At 36.9% G+C, this 20101-nt stretch carries 15 protein-coding genes and 2 pseudogenes; 8 read left to right on the forward strand and 9 right to left on the reverse strand.

Annotated elements, in window-relative coordinates; all coding sequences use genetic code 11:
- Nucleotides 1-3: 3 nt before the first annotated feature.
- The 3 genes from lpdA (at nt 4) to sucD (ending at nt 3673) form a co-directional block, all read left to right on the forward strand.
- The gene (gene lpdA / locus SKM54_RS05485) at nt 4-1434 is read left to right on the forward strand and encodes a dihydrolipoyl dehydrogenase (protein WP_154772326.1); all 1431 of its coding nucleotides are present in this window, start codon (nt 4-6) and stop codon (nt 1432-1434) included.
- A gap of 169 nt (nt 1435-1603) precedes the next feature.
- Nucleotides 1604-2770, forward strand: a complete 1167-nt coding sequence (gene sucC / locus SKM54_RS05490; RefSeq protein WP_154772327.1) for an ADP-forming succinate--CoA ligase subunit beta — start codon at nt 1604-1606, stop codon at nt 2768-2770.
- A gap of 12 nt (nt 2771-2782) precedes the next feature.
- Complete coding sequence (gene sucD / locus SKM54_RS05495) at nt 2783-3673, forward strand: succinate--CoA ligase subunit alpha (RefSeq protein WP_321088201.1); 891 nt, start codon at nt 2783-2785, stop codon at nt 3671-3673.
- Between the two features lie 368 nt (nt 3674-4041).
- On the opposite strand, the gene trpS is transcribed toward sucD, so the two are convergent.
- Complete coding sequence (trpS, locus tag SKM54_RS05500) at nt 4042-5055, reverse strand: tryptophan--tRNA ligase (RefSeq protein ID WP_154773243.1); 1014 nt, start codon at nt 5053-5055, stop codon at nt 4042-4044.
- A gap of 277 nt (nt 5056-5332) precedes the next feature.
- Here trpS and SKM54_RS05505 point away from each other — a divergent pair, with 277 nt between their 5' ends.
- The 4 genes and pseudogenes from SKM54_RS05505 (at nt 5333) to SKM54_RS05520 (ending at nt 9237) form a co-directional block, all read left to right on the forward strand.
- A complete protein-coding gene (locus SKM54_RS05505; protein ID WP_321094617.1) occupies nt 5333-6256 on the forward strand; it encodes a DUF808 domain-containing protein in 924 nt (307 codons plus the stop codon).
- A gap of 47 nt (nt 6257-6303) precedes the next feature.
- Nucleotides 6304-7209 (forward strand): KPN_02809 family neutral zinc metallopeptidase, encoded by a 906-nt coding sequence (gene ypfJ, locus SKM54_RS05510; RefSeq protein WP_321094619.1) that lies wholly within the window; start codon nt 6304-6306, stop codon nt 7207-7209.
- 225 nt (nt 7210-7434) lie between these two features.
- Nucleotides 7435-8935 (forward strand): annotated as a pseudogene (locus SKM54_RS05515) (cation:proton antiporter).
- A gap of 6 nt (nt 8936-8941) precedes the next feature.
- Nucleotides 8942-9237 (forward strand): annotated as a pseudogene (locus SKM54_RS05520) (MGMT family protein).
- 45 nt (nt 9238-9282) lie between these two features.
- On the opposite strand, the gene SKM54_RS05525 reads toward SKM54_RS05520, so the two are convergent.
- The 3 genes from SKM54_RS05525 to SKM54_RS05535 form a co-directional block, all read right to left on the reverse strand.
- Entirely contained in the window at nt 9283-9723 is a 441-nt protein-coding gene (locus SKM54_RS05525; protein WP_154773248.1) for a universal stress protein, read from the reverse strand.
- A gap of 249 nt (nt 9724-9972) precedes the next feature.
- Nucleotides 9973-10416 (reverse strand): DUF6691 family protein, encoded by a 444-nt coding sequence (locus SKM54_RS05530; protein WP_321094621.1) that lies wholly within the window; start codon nt 10414-10416, stop codon nt 9973-9975.
- Nucleotides 10413-10832, reverse strand: coding sequence for a YeeE/YedE family protein (locus tag SKM54_RS05535; protein WP_321094623.1), 420 nt, complete (start codon nt 10830-10832; stop codon nt 10413-10415). Before SKM54_RS05535 ends, SKM54_RS05530 begins: the two co-directional genes overlap by 4 nt.
- Nucleotides 10833-11006: 174 nt before the next feature.
- Between SKM54_RS05535 and SKM54_RS05540 the strand changes: the two genes are divergently transcribed.
- Nucleotides 11007-12410: a KAP family P-loop NTPase fold protein gene (locus tag SKM54_RS05540; protein ID WP_321094625.1), complete on the forward strand. Its 1404-nt coding sequence runs from the start codon at nt 11007-11009 to the stop codon at nt 12408-12410.
- On the opposite strand, the gene SKM54_RS05545 is transcribed toward SKM54_RS05540, so the two are convergent.
- The 5 genes from SKM54_RS05545 to carA form a co-directional block, all read right to left on the reverse strand.
- Complete coding sequence (locus tag SKM54_RS05545) at nt 12394-13011, reverse strand: CatB-related O-acetyltransferase (protein WP_321094627.1); 618 nt, start codon at nt 13009-13011, stop codon at nt 12394-12396. The two genes, SKM54_RS05540 and SKM54_RS05545, sit on opposite strands and share 17 nt — an antisense overlap.
- Nucleotides 13012-13053: 42 nt before the next feature.
- Nucleotides 13054-14490, reverse strand: coding sequence for a cryptochrome/photolyase family protein (locus SKM54_RS05550; RefSeq protein WP_154773253.1), 1437 nt, complete (start codon nt 14488-14490; stop codon nt 13054-13056).
- 129 nt (nt 14491-14619) lie between these two features.
- Complete coding sequence (greA, locus tag SKM54_RS05555; protein ID WP_154773254.1) at nt 14620-15096, reverse strand: transcription elongation factor GreA; 477 nt, start codon at nt 15094-15096, stop codon at nt 14620-14622.
- A 105-nt stretch (nt 15097-15201) separates the two neighbouring features.
- Nucleotides 15202-18432, reverse strand: a complete 3231-nt coding sequence (gene carB / locus SKM54_RS05560) for a carbamoyl-phosphate synthase large subunit (protein WP_154773255.1) — start codon at nt 18430-18432, stop codon at nt 15202-15204.
- 13 nt (nt 18433-18445) lie between these two features.
- Entirely contained in the window at nt 18446-19588 is a 1143-nt protein-coding gene (carA, locus tag SKM54_RS05565; RefSeq protein WP_154773256.1) for a glutamine-hydrolyzing carbamoyl-phosphate synthase small subunit, read from the reverse strand.
- Nucleotides 19589-20101: the final 513 nt, after the last annotated feature.

A 20101-nucleotide genomic window follows, 5' to 3' on the forward strand; every position in this document is an offset into this window, starting at 1 on the left:
CAAATGTCTCAATTCGATTTAGTTGTAATCGGTGGTGGCCCAGGTGGCTACGAAGCAGCAATTCGTGCAGCTCAACTTGGTTTTAAAGTTGCGTGTATCGAAAAGCGTATTCATAAAGGTAAACCTTCTTTAGGTGGTACTTGCTTAAACGTAGGTTGTATCCCTTCTAAAGCTTTACTTGACTCTTCTCATCGTTATGAAGATACAGTTCATCATTTAGATGATCATGGTATTACGACTGGTGAAGTTAAGTTCGATCTTGCTAAACTTTTAGCGCGTAAAGACAAAATCGTTGACCAATTAACTGGCGGTATCGATCAGTTATTAAAAGGTAACGGTATTGAGTGGTTAAAAGGTACTGGTAAATTACTTGCTGGTAAAAAAGTTGAGTTTGTATCTCACGAAGGTGAAACTCAAATTTTAGAGCCTAAATACGTAATTCTTGCGACTGGTTCTGTACCTGTGAATATTCCAGTAGCTCCTGTAGATCAAGACATTATTGTTGATTCTACTGGTGCGTTAGAATTCCAAGAAGTGCCTAAGCGTTTAGGTGTTATTGGTGCTGGTGTTATTGGTCTTGAACTTGGTTCAGTTTGGCGTCGTCTTGGTGCAGAAGTTGTTGTATTTGAAGCAATGGATGCATTCTTACCAATGGCTGATAAAGCTTTGGCAAAAGACTACCAAAAGCTTTTAACTAAGCAAGGTTTGGATATTCGTGTTGGCGCTAAAGTTGCTGGTACAGAAGTTAACGGTTCTGAAGTAACTGTTAAGTACACGCAAGGTGGTGAAGACAAAACTCAAGTATTCGACAAGTTAATTGTATGTGTAGGCCGTCGTGCTTATGCTGAAGGTTTATTGGCGGATGATTGTGGTATTAAATTAACTGAACGTGGTTTAGTTGAAGTGAACGATTGGTGTGCTACTTCTGTTGAAGGTGTATATGCAATTGGTGACTTAGTACGTGGTCCAATGCTTGCTCATAAAGCAATGGAAGAAGGCGTAATGGCTGTTGAACGTATTCACGGACATGCTGCTCAAGTTAACTACGACACAATTATTTCTGTAATTTACACACACCCTGAAGCGGCGTGGGTAGGCTTAACAGAAGAGCAAGCGAAAGAAAAAGGTCATGAAGTTAAAACTGGTCAATTCGGTTTTGCTGTAAATGGTCGCGCTTTAGCTGCTGGTGAAGGTGCTGGTTTCGTTAAGTTTGTTGCTGATGCAAAAACTGATCGTTTACTTGGTATGCACGTAATTGGACCTGCTGCGTCTGATATCGTTCACCAAGGTATGATCGCACTTGAATTTGTTTCATCTGTTGAAGATCTTCAATTGATGACGTTTGGTCACCCGACATTCTCTGAAGTAGTTCATGAAGCTGCTTTAGCGGTTGATGGTCGTGCCATTCACGCGATTCAGCGTAAACGTAAATAAATAAAAAGAGCGGCTTCGGCCGCTCTCTTTACATTTGGTGGTTGTTTTAACTTGAACAATCATCTAAAAATATAAAAATAAATTTTGATAAATGCTAATGCTTACTGCATAGCAGTATAAGTATTAGTGACCATAAAAACGTGAAAAGTAGTAGAAGGTAAATAATTAAATGAATCTACATGAGTATCAAGCAAAGGCTCTATTAAAAAAATATGGAATGCCTGTTCAAGAAGGCATTATTGCAACGAATGCAGAAGAAGCTGTTCAAGCATTTGAGAAGCTCGGTGGTAAATTTGCTGTAATGAAAGCTCAAGTACATGCAGGCGGACGTGGTAAAGCAGGTGGTGTTAAGGTTGTTAAATCTGCACAGGAAGCTCGTGATTATGCTTACAGTATTATTGGTACACGGCTTGTTACTTATCAAACAGATGCAGATGGTCAACCTGTAAATAGCGTACTTGTTGCAGAAGATGTATATCCTGTTGAGCGTGAATTATATCTTGGTGCTGTAGTTGATCGTTCAAGCCGTCGTGTGACTTTCATGGCATCAACCGAGGGTGGTGTTGAAATTGAGAAAGTTGCAGAAGAAACACCAGAAAAAATTATTAAAGTAGAAGTAGATCCTTTAGTTGGATTGTTGCCATTCCAAGCACGTGAAGTGGCTTTTGCATTAAATTTAAAAGATAAGCAAATTAATCAATTTGTAAAAATTATGACAGCAGCTTATCAAGCATTTATTGAAAATGATTTTGCATTGTTTGAAATTAACCCGCTTTCTGTTCGTGAAAATGGCGATATTTTATGTGTAGATGCCAAAGTAGGTATCGATTCAAATGCACTTTATCGTTTACCTGAAGTTTTAGCTTTACGTGATACATCGCAAGAAAATGAACGTGAACTTAAAGCATCTGAATTCGAGCTTAACTATGTTGCCCTAGAGGGTAATATTGGTTGTATGGTGAATGGTGCTGGTCTTGCTATGGCAACCATGGACATCATTAAATTATATGGTGGTCAACCTGCAAACTTCCTAGATGTTGGTGGTGGTGCAACGAAAGATCGTGTAATTGAAGCATTCAAAATTATTCTTGCAGATAGCTCTGTTCAAGGTGTTTTAATTAACATCTTTGGTGGTATTGTGCGTTGTGACATGATTGCTGAGGCAATTATTGCAGCGGTTCAAGAAGTAAATGTATCTGTTCCAGTTGTTGTTCGCCTTGAAGGTAACAATGCTGAACTTGGTGCAAAAATACTTGATGAATCAAGATTAAAACTAATTTCTGCAAATGGCCTAGCCGATGCTGCAGAAAAAATCGTTGCTGCAGTAAAAGCTTAAGGAGTATCAATCATGAGCGTATTAATTAATAAAGACACAAAAGTATTGGTACAAGGTTTTACTGGTAAAAATGGTACTTTCCATTCAGCTCAAGCTTTAGACTATGGCACAAAAGTAGTAGGTGGTGTAACACCAGGAAAAGGTGGTTCTGTTCATTTGGACCTTCCTGTTTTCAACACAATGAAAGATGCTGTACGTGAAACATCTGCCGATGCAACAGTAATTTATGTACCTGCTCCATTTGTTTTAGATTCAATTATTGAAGCTGTAGATTCAGGCGTGGAATTAATTGTTGTAATCACCGAAGGCGTGCCAACAATTGATATGTTAAAAGCAAAACGCTATATAGAAACTTATGGCAATAACACGCGTTTAATTGGTCCAAACTGTCCGGGTATTATTACTCCAGGCGAATGTAAGATTGGCATTATGCCGGGTCATATTCATCAACCTGGTAAAATTGGCATTATTTCACGTTCAGGTACTTTGACGTATGAAGCTGTTGCTCAAACGACGAAGCTTGGTTTAGGTCAATCTACGTGTATTGGTATTGGTGGTGATCCAATTCCAGGTATGAACCAAATTGATTGCTTGAAATTATTCCAAGAAGATCCACAAACTGAAGCCATTATTATGATTGGTGAAATTGGTGGTTCTGCTGAAGAAGAAGCTGCTGAATACATTAAGTCCAATGTGACCAAACCTGTTGTTGGTTATATTGCAGGTGTAACAGCACCGAAAGGCAAACGTATGGGACATGCAGGTGCAATTATTTCTGGTGGTAAAGGTACTGCTGAAGAAAAATTTGCAGCATTTGAAAAAGCAGGTATGGCTTATACACGTAGTCCAGCAGAGCTTGGTTCTACAATGTATCAAGTGCTGAAAGATAAAGGTTTAGTTTAATTTAAACTGTAAAAAAGCCCTCAATTGAGGGCTTTTTTACAATCATTTTTCTGCTATTAATGCATAAATAATTATATTGATGGATATTCACTAAATTTTAGACAAAAAAATACGCAATGGTTGGGGTACACATTGCGCAGAAAATCGAATCTGTTTTCACAGGTTCGGGGGTAACTATTGAAATTAAATGTATGATTAATTTCGATAAGAGAATAATAATGTAGAAAATAGATTAGGTCTTTTACTCTATTGTGTGGCTGGTGTTAAGCCTTGTAATTAATGTTATTTTGGGTGACTACATCACGCTTTATGTATAAAAAGCAAAAAAGCTCAAATATGAGCTTTTTTGTTCAAAAATTGCTTAGATATTAAAAGTGGAAAACACCTAAACCAGATTTAACTTCATCTAGAGTTTGTTGTGTAATGTCACGGCATTTGTCTGTACCAGATTTTAAAATATCCATGATGTAATCAGGATCTTTCGCAAGTTCCATACGACGTTCACGAATTGGTGTAATTAATTCTTTAAGCACACCTTCCAAACGTTTTTTCACAGTACCATCGCCTAAACCACCACGACGATAATGTGCTTTAAGTTCTTCAACTTCTTCTTTGTTTGGATCGAAAGCATCTAAGTAAGTAAATACAACATTACCTTCTACTTGACCTGGATCTTCAACACGTAAGTGATTTGGATCTGTGTACATTGCATTAACCGCTTTCTTAATGTCTTTATCAGAAGCATCTAGCACAATGGTGTTGCCTAAAGATTTAGACATTTTTGCTTTACCATCAAAGCCGGGTAAACGACCTACATTTGAAAGTAATGCTTGGCATTCTGGAAGTAAGTCATGACCAATTTGACGGTTTAAACGACGAACAATTTCATTGGTTTGCTCAATCATTGGAATTTGGTCTTCACCAACAGGAACAACGGTTGCTTTAAATGCTGTGATGTCAGCCGCTTGAGCAACTGGATAGCATAAGAAGCCTGCTGGAATATCACGCTCGAAGCCACGCATTTGAATTTCAGATTTAATGGTTGGATTTCGTTCTAAACGAGATACAGTCACAAAATTCAAATACAGCATAGTGAGTTCATTTAAAGCAGGTAAGCTTGATTGAACACAAATTGTTGTTTTAGTCGGGTCAATGCCTACAGCCAAATAGTCTGTTGCTACTTCAATAATATTGCGACGAACTTTTTCAAAGTTATCTGCATTATCTGTAAATGCTTGAGCATCAGCCAATAAAAGATGTTGATGATGCGAATCTTGTAAACCTACGCGTGAACGTAAAGAACCTACAAAGTGACCTAAGTGAAGTTGGCCAGTAGGGCGGTCGCCAGTCAAAATCACTGGACGATTATCTTGATTACTCATTATGAATTCCATAACAGTAGCCAGCGCTACTTAAATATACAAAGAATGCAGTTATTGTACGGTAATTTATTTTTTATTGTCAGCAAGATTAAATAGTGAAGTGGAAAAATAGGGAGATTTTTTACATATTAATGAATATCACTAGAACTTATTTTTAAATTGGAACATGACTTAAGGTGGAACTTTTATTTAGTTTCTTTGTTTATATAAATAGATTTTTCTTTTTTTAACGTAGTCATTAAATATAGAATATAGAAAACGCATAGGATAAGAAAAAATGGCGAGCAGTTTACTATTACTATTAGATGATATTGCCACTGTACTTGACGATGTTGCTGTTATGAGCAAAATGGCGGCGAAAAAAACCGCAGGTGTTTTGGGCGATGACTTAGCTTTAAATGCACAGCAGGTGAGTGGAGTAAAAGCAGACCGAGAGCTTCCTGTAGTTTGGGCTGTTGCAAAAGGTTCATTTGTAAATAAGCTGATTTTAGTTCCACTTGCATTATTAATTAGCGTATTTGCACCTTGGCTTATTAATCCGTTACTTATGATTGGTGGGTTATTTTTGTGCTATGAAGGTGTGGAAAAAGTTTTACACTCTTTACATAAGAAGAAATCAGGTTCAAAGAATCATCTTGAAAATAAGTCTTTGGAAGATGTTGATATAACAGCGTATGAAAAAGATAAAATTAAAGGTGCAATTCGAACTGACTTTATTTTATCTGCGGAAATTGTGGTGATTTCATTGGGCACGGTAGCTGCTGCCACTTTTATGACTAAATTGAGTGTATTGGCTGTTATTGCAATAGGAATGACAGTAGGCGTTTATGGTTTGGTCGCAATGATTGTCAAAATTGATGATTTAGGTTTGTATTTGGTAGAGCAAGCATCATTACTAAAGCAAAGTATGGGTAGAGCTTTACTCGCTTTTGCACCAAAGCTGATGAAAACACTGACTATTGTAGGTACGATTGCAATGTTCTTAGTGGGTGGAGGAATTATTAATCATGCAATTCCACTATTTCACCATTGGACTGAAGATGCCGTAGATTATATGGAGCTTATTCCAAATGTTGGAAATATTGTGGGGGCTCTTACACCAACTATGATTAATTTAGTCACTGGTTTTGTTGCAGGATTAATTGTATTAGTGATTATTACATTAGGACAAAAAGTTTTTTCAAAAGCAAAACAAGCATAATGAAATAGAGAACGCTAAAATAAAGCATATAAAAAAAGGATAAGACTATGCGTTGGAAAGGTCGTCGGGTAAGTAATAATATTGAAGATCGTCGTGGTGGCGGTGCAGGTAAAGCAGGTGGAATAAGTATTCTTGGCTTAGTTGTAGCCTTTGTTGCGTGGAAGTTTTTTGGTGTAGATCCTCAACAAGCATATCAGGCGACTAAACAAGTTACAGCGCAAGTTCAACCAGCCGAAACAAGCGGATTAAGTAATCCAACGCCAGATCAGCAAGAAGCAATGGCGTTTGTTGGCACTGTTTTGGCAGATACGGAAGATACTTGGACTCAAGTGTTTCGTGATCAGCTTAATGCAGAATATCAGCCACCAAAACTTGTGATGTTTAATGGTGTTGTAAAATCTGGATGTGGTACAGCTCAGTCAGCAATGGGACCATTTTATTGCCCAAGTGATCGAAAAGTTTATATAGATACTTCTTTCTTTAAAGATATGAAGTCGCAAATGGGTATTACGGGTGAGCAAAACCAAACTGAATTATCACGTAAAGATCAAGCAGGTGATTTTGCACAGGCTTATGTGGTTGCACATGAAGTAGGGCATCATATTCAAACTTTATTAGGTATTTCAGAGCAAGTGCATAAAGCACGTTCTCAAGCGACAAAAGTTCAGGGAAATGAGCTTTCTGTGCGACAAGAATTGCAAGCAGATTGTTTGTCTGGTATTTGGGCGCATCATAATCAGCAGCGTACTCAATTTTTAGAACAGGGCGATATTGAAGAAGCTATGGATGCTGCACATAAAATTGGCGATGATTATTTACAGAAAAGTGCAACAGGACAAGTTGTTCCAGATAGCTTTACGCATGGTACAAGTGCACAGCGTATGAAGTGGTTTCAAACGGGTTTAAAAAGCGGAAACATGAATGATTGCGATACATTTAATCAAAATATTTAAAGCTTAAAGATTTGATTAAAAGAAATGTATAAAAGGGAGCTCGCTCCCTTTTTTGTTTAAAGGATATAAAAAATTCTAAATGTAAAAATTTATGTTAAAAAACTTTAACAAATGAAAAAGCAATTAGAAAAAAATATTACACTATTAAAATAATAAATCCTGAAAGACTTTCTATTTAATATAGAAATATTAAGGGCACGTACTGTTGCAATATATGGAATACTGATGGGTAATTATTTTTTTCTCCAGATTTTTACGGTTATTTTTGCACTTTCAATCGCAACGACAATCTTTAATAAACGTGTTTTAGGTTTTCCTCAAGCGATAGGCGTTCCCTTAGTATCTGCAATTTTTGTCTTTATTTTACAATGGGGTGCAAGTTTATTAAGTGGTAATGAATTTATCACGATTAATATTCATAACATTGAAAATGCTGTTCGACATATCGATTTTTATGACTTTTTAATTAATGGCGTAATCTGCTTTATTTTGACGTCATCTGCCTTGAAATTTAAGGTTTCAGATTTAAGAAGTTATTGGAAACCTATTAGTATTCTTGCCAGTATTGCCTTAGTTTTATGTGCCGTATTTGTTGGCGTTTTACTTTATGGTTATCAAATTTTAGTGGGTAACCATGTCAATTTATTGGTGCTTTTACTGCTTGGTGCAGCTTTAGGTGCAACAGACCCAATTGGAATTAAAGGTGTTTTAAGCTCTGTTCGTGCGCCGCACCATCTTATGGTGAAGTTAGAAGGTGAGTCTTTGTTTAACGATGCAATGTGTATTGCATTGTTTATGACTTTATTGAATGTATTACAGGGTGAGAATTTCACAATTGTAGGTGTACTTGAAACACTGCTTTATGAAATTGTAGTTGCTGTGATTATTGGTTGGGCATTTGGTTTAGGAATTTTACGCTTACTCCGTGGTAAGCATGAAATGGAGTCTTTAATTTTAACAACTGCGTTACTGGCTTGTGGTTCATATTTAGTCGCTTTGTTTGCACATGCATCTGCACCAATTGCATGTGTTATTGGTGGTTTTTATTGTTGGTAATAAATGGAAAGAGATTCTACAAGATAGAGAAATTCGTGAAGTAAACCATTTTTGGCATACAGTTGAAGGCATTATTAATTCGTTCTTATTTACCTTAATTGGCTTAGAACTTTTCATTCTAGATTTAAGTGTAAGTTTAATTTTAGGTGGTATTGTTGCCTTTATTATTCTTCATGCTTCACGTTTTGCAGCGAATTTTTTATCATTTGCATTATTTCCAAGTTTAAAACATAAAAGTTATAACGGTAGTTTGGTTATTTTATCTTGGGGTGGGGTGCGTGGTGGTATTTCGCTTGCGTTAATTTTAGCGGTCGCCAATATTCCACAATTAAGTGAATATAGTAGTATTTTAATTGGCTACACATTTATTTCTGTGTTGTTGTCAGGTTTGGTTTGTGGTTTAGGTTTACCTGCGGTAATGAATGCTTTTTATTACAATCCGAATGAAGAGAAAACAGGATTCAAAGGTTGGTATCAGCGTATGTGCCACAAAATGAATAAGAAAGGTTTTCAATATGTTGTGGAAGAAGACGAGCATGGTAATGAAATTATTAGCGTGTATAAGCCAGACAGTATTGTCGATCAGAAAACTGATGATGGTGTCGCGAAACTTCATCATCCAGATAAATTACAAGAAGTTAAGCGTCTTGAAAGTCCAGAGAATTTCTAAATTATAATGCAAGATTATATACGTGAATTTTATGGAATTATTCAGTTAATTCCGAAAGGAAAAGTCGCAACATATGGGCAAATTGCATGCCTAGACATGCACGTCACGTGGGTTTTGCTTTAAAAAATATGGCGGATGATACAGCTGTACCCTGGCATAGAGTGATTAATTCTCAAGGGAAAATTAGCCTAAGCAAAGAAGATGGCTTTGGTGAAAATATTCAAATTGTGAAACTACAATCAGAAGGGGTTGTGGTGCTTAATGGCAAGGTGAATTTGAAGCTATTTCAATGGATTCCATAAATAAAAAAAGCTTCTTTAAAGAAGCTTTTTTTATTGGGAAGTGACTTATTTACGAACAATAAGTACAGGAACTTCGCCTTCAGCAAGAATGCTTTGTGCAACGCTACCAAGTACTAATTTTTTGAAACCTGTACGACCATGCGAACCAATCACAATGATGTCTGCTTTAGCTGCTTCAGCTGCTTTTACGATTTCACGTTGAATGACTTGACCTTCTAAAAGTTGAGTTTCAACAGTTACGCCGTATTCAGCGAATTTAGCTTTCGCTTCATCTAAAGTTTTAAGTAAAGATGTGCGCGCACGCTCAATAAGTTCGTTTGTATGAGATGCAGTAATGTATTCAGCAGCAATATAAGGGTCTAAAGTAAGTACTTGCACAACAGTTACTTTACTATTAAATGCTTTTGCTAAATCTGCCGCTTTTTCAATTGCAGCATAAGATGTTTCTGAACCATCTACAGGGACTAAAATATTATTAAATGACATTTTATTACTCCTTATTTTTAAAACAATTGAATTACTTAAAACGTTAAGAATACTTCTTTATAACTTCATAATATATTGATTTATAAAAGAATAAAACCCACCAAAACACTTGGAATATAAAGCTAACTTTATGTATTTATTAATGAATATTTATAGGAATTGAACAATGGCAAAAAAGATTAAAATGTAAACATCTATATATTCTTTAGTCTTAGATTCATAAAAATACCAATGTATGAATTGGCATTTTCATCCATGTAAAATAGGTTTTTTAGCTATTTTTTGAAAAATGAGTTTATGTATATAAAAGCCTAAAATCATTGAAATAATAAAATATAGCCCTTCATAATGACCTAAACCAATTAAAGTTAAGCTTGGTGCAGGGCATATTCCTGCAATTCCCCAACCAATACCAAAAATGATGCTACCTAAAATAAGTGAGCGATCTATTTGTGTGTTCTGTGGAAGTTGAATGGTTTCGTTAAACAAAGTTTTTGGTGAGCTTTGTTTCACTGCATTTTGAAATGGAATAAATGCAATGCAGATAGCGCCCATCATGACAAAAGCAAGGCTTGCATCCCACTGTCCAAATAAATCTAAAAAGTCTAATACTTTTTGTGGATTTGCCATACCTGAAATCATTAAACCAAGCGAAAAAATGCCACCAAATATAAAAGCGAGAAGGTTTTTCATGCATTCGCTCCTAATAAGTGGCGCGCTATAAATACTGTTACAAAGCCTGCAAGCATGAAGCTAACAGTGGCAAGTAATGAACGTGGTGATAAGCGACTGATACCGCAAATGCCGTGTCCGCTTGTACAGCCTGAGCCTAGACGTGTGCCAAAGCCTACAAGTAAGCCTGCAATAATCATGCTGAATGGTGATGCTTGTATATTGATTTCTGGTTGTGTGAAAAGTGCATAGATAAATGGAACAACAATTAAACCTGTTAAGAACCAAAATGCAGGGGAGTTTATAAAGCTTTTGATGTTGAGTGATTGTGCGAGTAAACCGCTAATGCCTGCTATGCGTCCATGCACGTATAAGTAGCCTACGGCAGATATGCCCAGTAGTGTTCCACCTAAAAATGAAATGAGATATTCATGCATGAACATAGTCTTTTAAAAATATGATGGCTTTATTATATGAAATTGAAGTGTTTAATGTGTGGTTTTAAAGGTATTTACGAATTAAGTTTTATAAGAAAATGATTTTAAATAATGCTTATAGCTTTGAATTTTTTGAGTATATTGTTGGAGTGTACTTTTACGAAAATAAAGAAAATGGTTAATGATCAATTAAAGTGGGATAAAGACAATTTTGAAAATATTGAAGAAGCATGGAAAGGGGATTTATGGGATCGTCGTCGTTTAGGTGAACAGCTTACGCAATATGTTGATCGTTTACAGTGTGGCGCTGTTTTAGCTTTAGATGCTAAATGGGGGGAAGGTAAAACGTGGTTTGTAAGGAATTGGGCTAAACATTTAGATGAAACGAATCATAACGTAATTTACTTAGATGCTTTTGCAAATGATTACTTAGATGATCCATTTTTAGTGATTACATCTGAAATTGCGAATATTTTAAAGAAAGATAAAAGTACAAAAAATAGTGTAAATAAATTAATCGAGTTATCCGCATCTGTTGGAACTGCATTATTACCATCTTTGCCTAAAGTGGCATTAACAATAGGACTTCACTTAGTTGGTGCAGGATTATTAAGTGGAGTTCTGCAACAAGGTTATGAAAATGCAAAAGATGGTATTGATGCATTATCTGATGAAGCAAGTGAGCGAATTAAAGAAAGTATTCAAGAAAAAATAGCAGGGCATGAAGCAGAAAAGGAAACATTAAAAGAATTTAAAAAGCATTTAGCAGATACAGTTGAAAAACTAGAAAATCCCCTAGTTTTTATAATTGATGAATTAGACCGTTGTCGTCCTGATTTTGCTATTCGTTTAATTGAGAGAATAAAACACTTTTTTGATATTCCTAAAATTGTTTTTGTTTTGGTAATGAATAAGCCACAACTATTACAGTCCGTAAAAAGCTTTTATGGTTATGGTTCTGAAATGACAGAAGACTATTTTGAAAAGTTTATAGATTTAACAATCAAATTTCCAAATAATGGAAATTTAATTAATTATGAAACTATTTTAAAAGAAGAGTTGTATAGAATTGGGGAAGTAAAAAATAGGGAAGAGTTTAATGAGTTTTATTTTTGGGTATTAGCATTACAGCTTTATAAAAAATATAATTCACGTGAGTTAAAAAGAAAGATTAATCAATATGCTATTTTAAAAACGAATGATAATAAAAAAAATCTAGTACTAATTGCTTTTGTTTTTGATGTGGAATTTTCAAAAAATTTGAAATTTTATAGTGTGGTTTTGACTAAGCTAGCTGAAAATTTAAATCATTATATTGGTGATAGCAAATATCTTGGAAATACATTAATTAATAAATTACGAAATGAATACTCTATTATTGAATCTAATATAGGATATTTGTACAATATGCAAGTAAACTTGAATGAAAAATACAGAACAGCAGGCCAACAAGAAGCTAAAGAATTTCAGATGTTGGAAATATATAAACCTTTTGCTATCTGTGAGCTAAAACAGTCTGATGATTTTATATCAGATTGGAAAAATTATGTTGAGTCTGGCTTTAATCTAAATAATTAACTAATTTTTCCACATCATCCGTTTGCAATTGCTCACGCATCTTTAAAAACTGCTTTTCATCTAAATCATACAACTTTAGAGAAAGCAGTTTTTCTATATCTTCCTCAGGAAAACGATACTTAATCACTTTTGCAGGCACGCCACCCACAACAGCATAAGGTGGCACATCCTTCGTAACTACAGCACCAGTCGCAACTACAGCACCTTCACCAAGCGTTACACCTTGCATAATCATGGCACGAGAACCAATCCAACAACCATCGCCAATAACAGTGTCACCCGCAGGCACAAAACTACGTGTATCAAAAGGAAAAGCCGAAATCCAATCTGTTCGGTGTAACTGATTACCGCCCATCATAATCACGCATTCCGCCCCAAAACACACGAAATTGCCAATATAAAGCTGATCAATTGGCTTATCTAACGTAGAAGGCTTGTCATGCAAATAACGCACAACACAACGCTCAAAACCCTGATCCCAATACGCAGAATAATAAGAATAGTTTCCCTTAATGTGAATATTTGGGTTTTTCACAGTTTTAGAAATAAATTCGAATTCGCACCAATGCTTAACAGGGGAATTAATTAAAGGTTCAGCCATAAGAGCAATCAAAGAACAAGCGTAACGCCATTATAGCTGAAGTTAACTCAAATGCTTAAAGGCTTCAATTGCACGCATACGACTGCTTTTTAAATCTACAATCGGCTTTGGATAATCCAATTTTAGTTGTGGATTTTTCGCATAAGGTTCATGAATTTGTTTCGCATCTAAATGTGAAATTTCAGGTATCCATAAACGAATATAATCTCCATTTTCGTCAAACTTTTGCGACTGACTTACAGGGTTGAAAATACGGAAATACGGTGCAGCATCTGTTCCTGTAGATGCACACCACTGCCATCCACCATTATTGGCAGCCAAATCACCATCAATTAAATGCTGCATAAACCACGCCTCGCCTAAGCGCCAATCTATAAGTAAATTTTTACTTAAAAACATCGCGCAAATCATACGAACACGATTATGCATCCAACCTGTGGCAAGCAGTTGTCGCATGCCTGCATCTACAATTGGAATGCCTGTTTGACCCTGTTGCCAAGCGTGTAAATCTTCAGGAGCATTGCGCCATACAATGCGTTGAGTGTCTAATTTAAATGGTAAGTTTTTCGATACGCGAGGGTAGTCGAATAAAATATGCTGATAAAACTCACGCCAAAGTAATTCATCTAACCAAATTTGTTGTCCATTGTTTTCAAATTCCATATAGCCGTGACTGTGGCGAAACAAAGCTTGTAAACATTGGCGAATAGAAAGAATGCCAATATTTAAATAAGCTGCAAGTTTGCTTGTGCTATTTAAATTCGGGAAATCTCGTTCTGTATGATAATGCTCAACTTGGTTTGCAATAAACTCATCTAAAAGCTCCCAAGCATGATGCTCACCAATTTGCCAAAGATTTTGTGTATTTTCGCTGATTACTTTTTCTTCTGAATCTGGGTAAATATCACTAAATATTGGAACTTCTTTTGCAAAGTCTTTGTGCTGTGGAATTGCATTTTGAACCTCAATAGTGGGATAGCACTGTGGCAAACTTATGCTGAGTTTTTCGTAGCATTGCTTTTTAAATGCCCCAAACACTTGATAGGGCAATTCACTTTTATTACGAATGCTTCCAACAGGGGAAATAGTTCGGTCATGATATAACTCAAAACGAATATTATTTTTTTCTAATAGATTTTGAATTTGAGCATCACGTTTAAGTTCATTGACACCTAACTCAATATTGGCATGAATAGCTTGAATATTATGATGTTGGCATAAGCTTAATAGTTTATTTGGAATGTCTTTCCATAATGGAATAGTTAAAATAATAAGAGGAATATTTTTTTGCTGAAGTGCAATTTTTAATTGTTGTAACTGTCTAAGGTAAAAATCAATTTTAATATCGGCATCGTTATGCAGTTTCCATTGTTCTGGAGATAAAACAACAAGGGCAATACATGAGCCTGCCTGATGCGCTTGCCACAGTGCAGCATGATCATGAATGCGTAAATCTTGTTTAAACCAAATAAGTTGCATATTTAATTTTAAAATTTGAAATATTAGGTCTTAAATCATATACATTTCTTGTGATTTTTCCGTGAACTTTCTAGAAAAAATAATAAAAAACCCCTCAAAAGAGGGGCTTTAAGATGAATGCTTTATAAATTAAAGATATTCAACTTTTACAATTTCGTATTCAACTTCACCTTGTGGAGTTGCAATTTTTACGTCGTCGCCTTCATTTTTACCTAAAAGACCACGAGCAATTGGTGAGTTCACAGAAATCTTATTAATTTTGAAGTCAGCTTCATCATCGCCTACAATTTTGTAAGTTTTTTGCTCTTCAGTATCTAAGTTTTCAATAGTTACAGTCACACCAAAAACAACACGGCCATTTTGCTCAAGTGTTTTTACGTCAATTTCTTGAGCTGCACCTAATTTGCCTTCGATGTCTTGAATACGACCTTCACAGAAACCTTGCTGTTCACGGGCAGCGTGATATTCAGCATTTTCTTTTAAATCCCCATGTTCACGTGCTTCAGCAATTGCTGCAATAATACGTGGACGATCAACACTTTTAAGTTGCTGTAATTCTTTCTCTAGGGCAATTTTGCCTTCAGGAGTCATAGGATAACGTTGCATTGTTGTCCCTCAAGTTCGTAAGAAAAATTAGATCAATAAAAACATTGATCTACAAATGAAAAAAATCCCGCCACCAAGAGGTAGCGGGACTTCTTGGTAACTTAATTAACCTTTAGTAAGGTCTTGCAAGCGGTAAACATCCATTGGTAATTGGATTGCTAAAGCTTGGCATACTGCTTCTGCACCATTCAAAGTAGTTGTGTTATACACTTTACCTTGAAGCGCTGAACGACGGATCGAGAAAGAATCTTCTTGCGCTTTTTTACCTTCAGTCGTGTTAATAACAAGGTGGATTTCGCCGTTTTTAATACGGTCCACAATGTTAGGACGACCTTCAGTAACCTTGTTCACGCGTTCACACTCAAGACCAGCTTCGCTGATTACTTTAAATGTACCATCGGTTGCAAGAATCTTGAAGCCTAAAGCGATAAGTTGTTTAGCAATACCTACAGCACGTGGTTTATCAGATTCACGTACAGAGATGAATGCATGTTTCACTTCGCCTTCAGTTGGTAAGCCTGGTAAACGTTCGTTAGCACCAAGTACAGCTTTATAGAATGCTTCGCCGAAAGATTTACCAACACCCATTACTTCGCCTGTAGATTTCATTTCAGGCCCAAGAATAGGGTCAACACCAGGGAATTTGTTGAATGGGAACACTGCTTCTTTTACAGAGAAGTGTTCAGGAATAATCTCTGATGTGAATCCTTGAGACACAAGAGATTGACCCGCCATACAACGTGCAGCAACTTTCGCTAAAGATTCGCCAATACATTTCGATACGAATGGAACAGTACGAGATGCACGTGGGTTCACTTCAAGAATATAAACGTCATCGCCTTTAACTGCAAACTGAACGTTCATTAAACCAATTACGCCAAGTTCTTTTGCCATAGCAACAGTTTGACGACGCATTTCGTCCTGAACTTCTTTAGATAAAGAGTAAGGAGGAATTGAACATGCAGAGTCACCAGAGTGAATACCCGCTTGTTCGATGTGCTGCATAATACCGCCAATCACAACGTCTTTACCGTCAGATACGCAGTCTACGTCAACTTCAATTGCGTCATCTAAGAAACGGTCAAGAAGAACAGGCGCTTCGTTTGATGCTTGAACAGCATCACGTAAGTAGCGTTTTAATTCTTCATCGTTGTAAACGATTTCCATCGCACGACCACCAAGTACATAAGATGGACGTACAACAAGTGGGTAGCCTACTTTAGATGCTTCAGCCATACCTTCTTCAGCAGATTTTACAATGCTGTTGTTTGGTTGACGAAGTTGTAGACGTTGAATCATTTGTTGGAAACGTTCACGGTCTTCTGCACGGTCAATTGCATCAGGAGATGTACCGATAATTGGCGCACCAGCTTCTTCTAAAGCACGAGCCAATTTAAGCGGAGTTTGACCACCGTACTGAACGATAATGCCTTTAGGCTTCTCAATACGTACGATTTCAAGAACATCTTCCAACGTAATTGGTTCGAAGTACAAACGATCTGATGTGTCGTAGTCTGTAGAAACAGTTTCAGGGTTACAGTTAACCATGATTGTTTCGTAGCCATCTTCACGCATTGCAAGAGCAGCGTGTACACAGCAGTAATCGAATTCGATACCTTGACCAATACGGTTAGGACCACCACCAATTACCATAATTTTGTCTTTGCTAGACGGATTCGCTTCACATTCATCATCGTAAGTAGAGTACATGTAAGCTGTATCAGATTCGAATTCAGCTGCACATGTATCAACACGTTTGTAAACTGGAGTTACACCCAAGTTCCAACGGTGTTTACGGAATTGCTTTTGCGAAATACCCATTAAGTTCGCAATACGAAGGTCAGATAAACCTTTGCGTTTGAACGAACGGATATTGTCTGCATTTAAATCGCCAAAACCTAAAGTCTTAATTTGATTTTCAGTTTTGATGATGTCTTCAATTTGAATCAAGAACCATTTGTCGATGTTTGTTGCAGCAAATACTTCGTCTAGTGTGAAACCGTGACGGAATGCATCGCCCACGTACCAAATACGCTCAGGACCTGGAACTTTAAGTTCTTGAAGAATTTTTTCTTTCGCGCCTTCAGTGCCCACTTCGATTTTTTCATCAAAGCCACAAGCACCCACTTCAAGACCACGAAGTGCTTTTTGCATAGACTCTTGGAAGTTACGGCCAATTGCCATTACTTCGCCTACAGATTTCATCTGAGTCGTCAAAGTTGCGTCAGCTTGTGGGAATTTCTCGAAGTTAAAGCGAGGAATCTTAGTTACTACATAGTCAATTGCAGGTTCGAATGAAGCTGGAGTTGTACCGCCAGTGATGTCATTTTTCAATTCATCAAGCGTGTAACCAACAGCCAATTTCGCAGCAATTTTCGCAATAGGGAAGCCAGTAGCTTTAGATGCTAAAGCAGATGAACGTGATACACGCGGGTTCATCTCAATAACAACCATACGACCAGTTTTCGGGCAAATACCGAACTGAACGTTAGAACCACCAGTTTCAACACCAATTTCACGAAGTACAGCTAAAGATGCATTACGTAGTAATTGGAATTCTTTATCTGTAAGTGTTTGAGCAGGAGCAACAGTGATTGAGTCACCCGTGTGCACGCCCATTGGGTCAAAGTTTTCAATTGTACATACAATGATACAGTTGTCGTTTTTGTCACGAACAACTTCCATTTCGTACTCTTTCCAACCAATTAAAGATTCATCAATCAATAATTGTTTAGTTGGAGAAAGATCGAAACCGCGTTCACAGATTTCAATGAATTCTTCTTTGTTATAAGCGATACCGCCACCTGAACCACCCATCGTGAATGATGGACGAATGATTACAGGGAAGCCGAAGCGTGCTTGAATTTCTAAAGCTTCTTCCATTGATTCTGCAATGTCAGCTTTTGGACATTCAAGACCAATTTTACGCATCGCTTGGTCGAATAATTTACGATCTTCAGCTTTTTCAATCGCTTCTTTTGTAGCACCAATCAATTCAACATTGTATTTTTCTAAAATGCCGTGCTCATCAAGTGCAAGGGCACAGTTCAATGCTGTTTGACCACCCATTGTCGGTAAAACCGCATCTGGACGTTCTTTTTCAATGATTGCTGCAACAGTCTGCCAAGTAATTGGCTCGATGTAAGTTGCGTCTGCCATTGTAGGGTCAGTCATGATTGTCGCAGGGTTAGAGTTTACCAAAATTACACGGTAACCTTCTTCACGAAGCGCTTTACATGCTTGTGCACCTGAGTAGTCAAACTCACATGCTTGACCAATAACAATTGGACCAGCACCAAGAATTAAGATGCTTTTAATGTCTGTACGTTTAGCCATGATGCTTCCTTAATTACTTCTTAGATGCTTCGATAAGTTCGATGAAATGATCGAACAATGGTGCGCAGTCATGTGGACCAGGGCTTGCTTCAGGGTGACCTTGGAAACTGAACGCAGGTTTGTCTGTACGATGAATCCCTTGAAGAGTTTGATCGAACAAAGACTTGTGCGTAGCTTTCAAGTTTGCAGGTAATGTATCGAAATCAACTGCGAAGCCATGGTTTTGCGAAGTAATCATCACTGTGCCAGTTTCAATGTTCTGTACAGGATGGTTTGCACCATGATGACCATGAGGCATTTTTACAGTTTTAGCACCAGATGCTAAAGCTAGAATTTGATGACCCAAGCAAATACCAAAAACTGGTACGTTACGAGCATCTTCAACAATTGTTTTTACAGCTTCAATTGCGTAGTCACATGCAGCAGGATCGCCAGGACCGTTCGATAAGAACACGCCATCTGGATTCAGTGCAAGCACGTCAGCAGCAGGAGTTTGTGCAGGAACAACAGTCAATTTACAACCGCGGTCTGCAAGCATACGTAAGATGTTGGTTTTGACACCGTAATCGTATGCAACAACATGGAATTTAGCTTCAGGCTGAGAGAAACCTTGACCAAGTGTCCAAGAACCTTCAGTCCATTCGAAACCTTCAGGATCACAGCACTCTTTTGCAAGATCTAAACCGTTTAAACCACCAAATGCACGAGCTTTTTCTAAAGCTTCTTCTGCCGTGATATTTTCGCCAGCAAGGATGCAACCATTCTGCGCGCCTTTATCACGTAAAATACGTGTAAGTTTACGGGTGTCGATATCTGCAATTGCTACAACATTATGTTGTTCTAAGTATTCACCTAAAGATTGTGTAGCTCGGAAGTTACTGTGCAATAAAGGAAGGTCACGAATAATTAAACCGTTAGCCCATACTTTATGAATTCGACCTGACTCAGCATCTTCATCATTGCAACCAGTGTTACCAATATGCGGATAAGTTAAAGTCACAAGTTGTTGTGCATAACTTGGGTCAGTCAAAATTTCTTGATAGCCAGTCATGGCAGTGTTAAAAACGACTTCACCAGTCGTACTACCCGATGCGCCAATAGAAGTACCTTTAAAGATAGTTCCGTCGGCAAGGGCTAAAATTGCTGGGGTGCTCAAACCAAAGCTCCTGAAATTTAGGCTGTAAAAAAGCGAGAAGACGAAAAAAAAGGAAGGCTATTTTTTAAACCTACCCTCCTATGTCTGCTCGCTTGAACTTAACACGGCATTATACGGACAACACTGCCAAAAGTCCATTCTATTTATTGTGAATAAGTAAGATAAATCACTTGCAATTTGAGTATTGGTTTATTTCTTAAGCTTGTACTGAAAAACTAAGCAATTAATAATTGTTAAACAAATCAAAACTTAAATTTTATCAAATTTGAAAAATCACATAATAAATAAGATGTAACTTTGGGTGATGTTGTTGACCATAATGCAACAGAAAGGGGTTGCTTCAAATGAGCTTTAAAACGCAGGTTGGGGTGATATTGGGCTGTTTGAAATTTATTGGGTTAAGGTGAAAAATAAGCAATTTAGTTTAATGTTTTATTAAACATGAGCCTAACTAAACCAAACGTTAAAATTGAATATGAATCTAATTTTTTTTAATTGTGAAAATGGCTGAGC

Origin of the sequence: Acinetobacter faecalis (assembly GCF_034187745.1) — a bacterium.
Classification (GTDB): Bacteria; Pseudomonadota; Gammaproteobacteria; order Pseudomonadales; family Moraxellaceae; genus Acinetobacter; species Acinetobacter faecalis.

Bases quoted from the DNA above. Each gene is read 5' to 3' on its own strand.
- trpS (WP_154773243.1), bottom strand. From the start codon at position 5,055: ATGAGTAATCAAGATAATCGTCCAGTGATTTTGACTGGCGACCGCCCT.
- ypfJ (WP_321094619.1), top strand. From the start codon at position 6,304: ATGCGTTGGAAAGGTCGTCGGGTAAGTAATAATATTGAAGATCGTCGT.
- SKM54_RS05545 (WP_321094627.1), bottom strand. From the start codon at position 13,011: ATGGCTGAACCTTTAATTAATTCCCCTGTTAAGCATTGGTGCGAATTC.
- SKM54_RS05505 (WP_321094617.1), top strand. From the start codon at position 5,333: ATGGCGAGCAGTTTACTATTACTATTAGATGATATTGCCACTGTACTT.
- sucD (WP_321088201.1), top strand. From the start codon at position 2,783: ATGAGCGTATTAATTAATAAAGACACAAAAGTATTGGTACAAGGTTTT.
- SKM54_RS05540 (WP_321094625.1), top strand. From the start codon at position 11,007: ATGGTTAATGATCAATTAAAGTGGGATAAAGACAATTTTGAAAATATT.
- SKM54_RS05550 (WP_154773253.1), bottom strand. From the start codon at position 14,490: ATGCAACTTATTTGGTTTAAACAAGATTTACGCATTCATGATCATGCT.
- SKM54_RS05525 (WP_154773248.1), bottom strand. From the start codon at position 9,723: ATGTCATTTAATAATATTTTAGTCCCTGTAGATGGTTCAGAAACATCT.
- carB (WP_154773255.1), bottom strand. From the start codon at position 18,432: ATGGCTAAACGTACAGACATTAAAAGCATCTTAATTCTTGGTGCTGGT.
- lpdA (WP_154772326.1), top strand. From the start codon at position 4: ATGTCTCAATTCGATTTAGTTGTAATCGGTGGTGGCCCAGGTGGCTAC.
- sucC (WP_154772327.1), top strand. From the start codon at position 1,604: ATGAATCTACATGAGTATCAAGCAAAGGCTCTATTAAAAAAATATGGA.
- SKM54_RS05535 (WP_321094623.1), bottom strand. From the start codon at position 10,832: ATGCATGAATATCTCATTTCATTTTTAGGTGGAACACTACTGGGCATA.
- greA (WP_154773254.1), bottom strand. From the start codon at position 15,096: ATGCAACGTTATCCTATGACTCCTGAAGGCAAAATTGCCCTAGAGAAA.
- SKM54_RS05530 (WP_321094621.1), bottom strand. From the start codon at position 10,416: ATGAAAAACCTTCTCGCTTTTATATTTGGTGGCATTTTTTCGCTTGGT.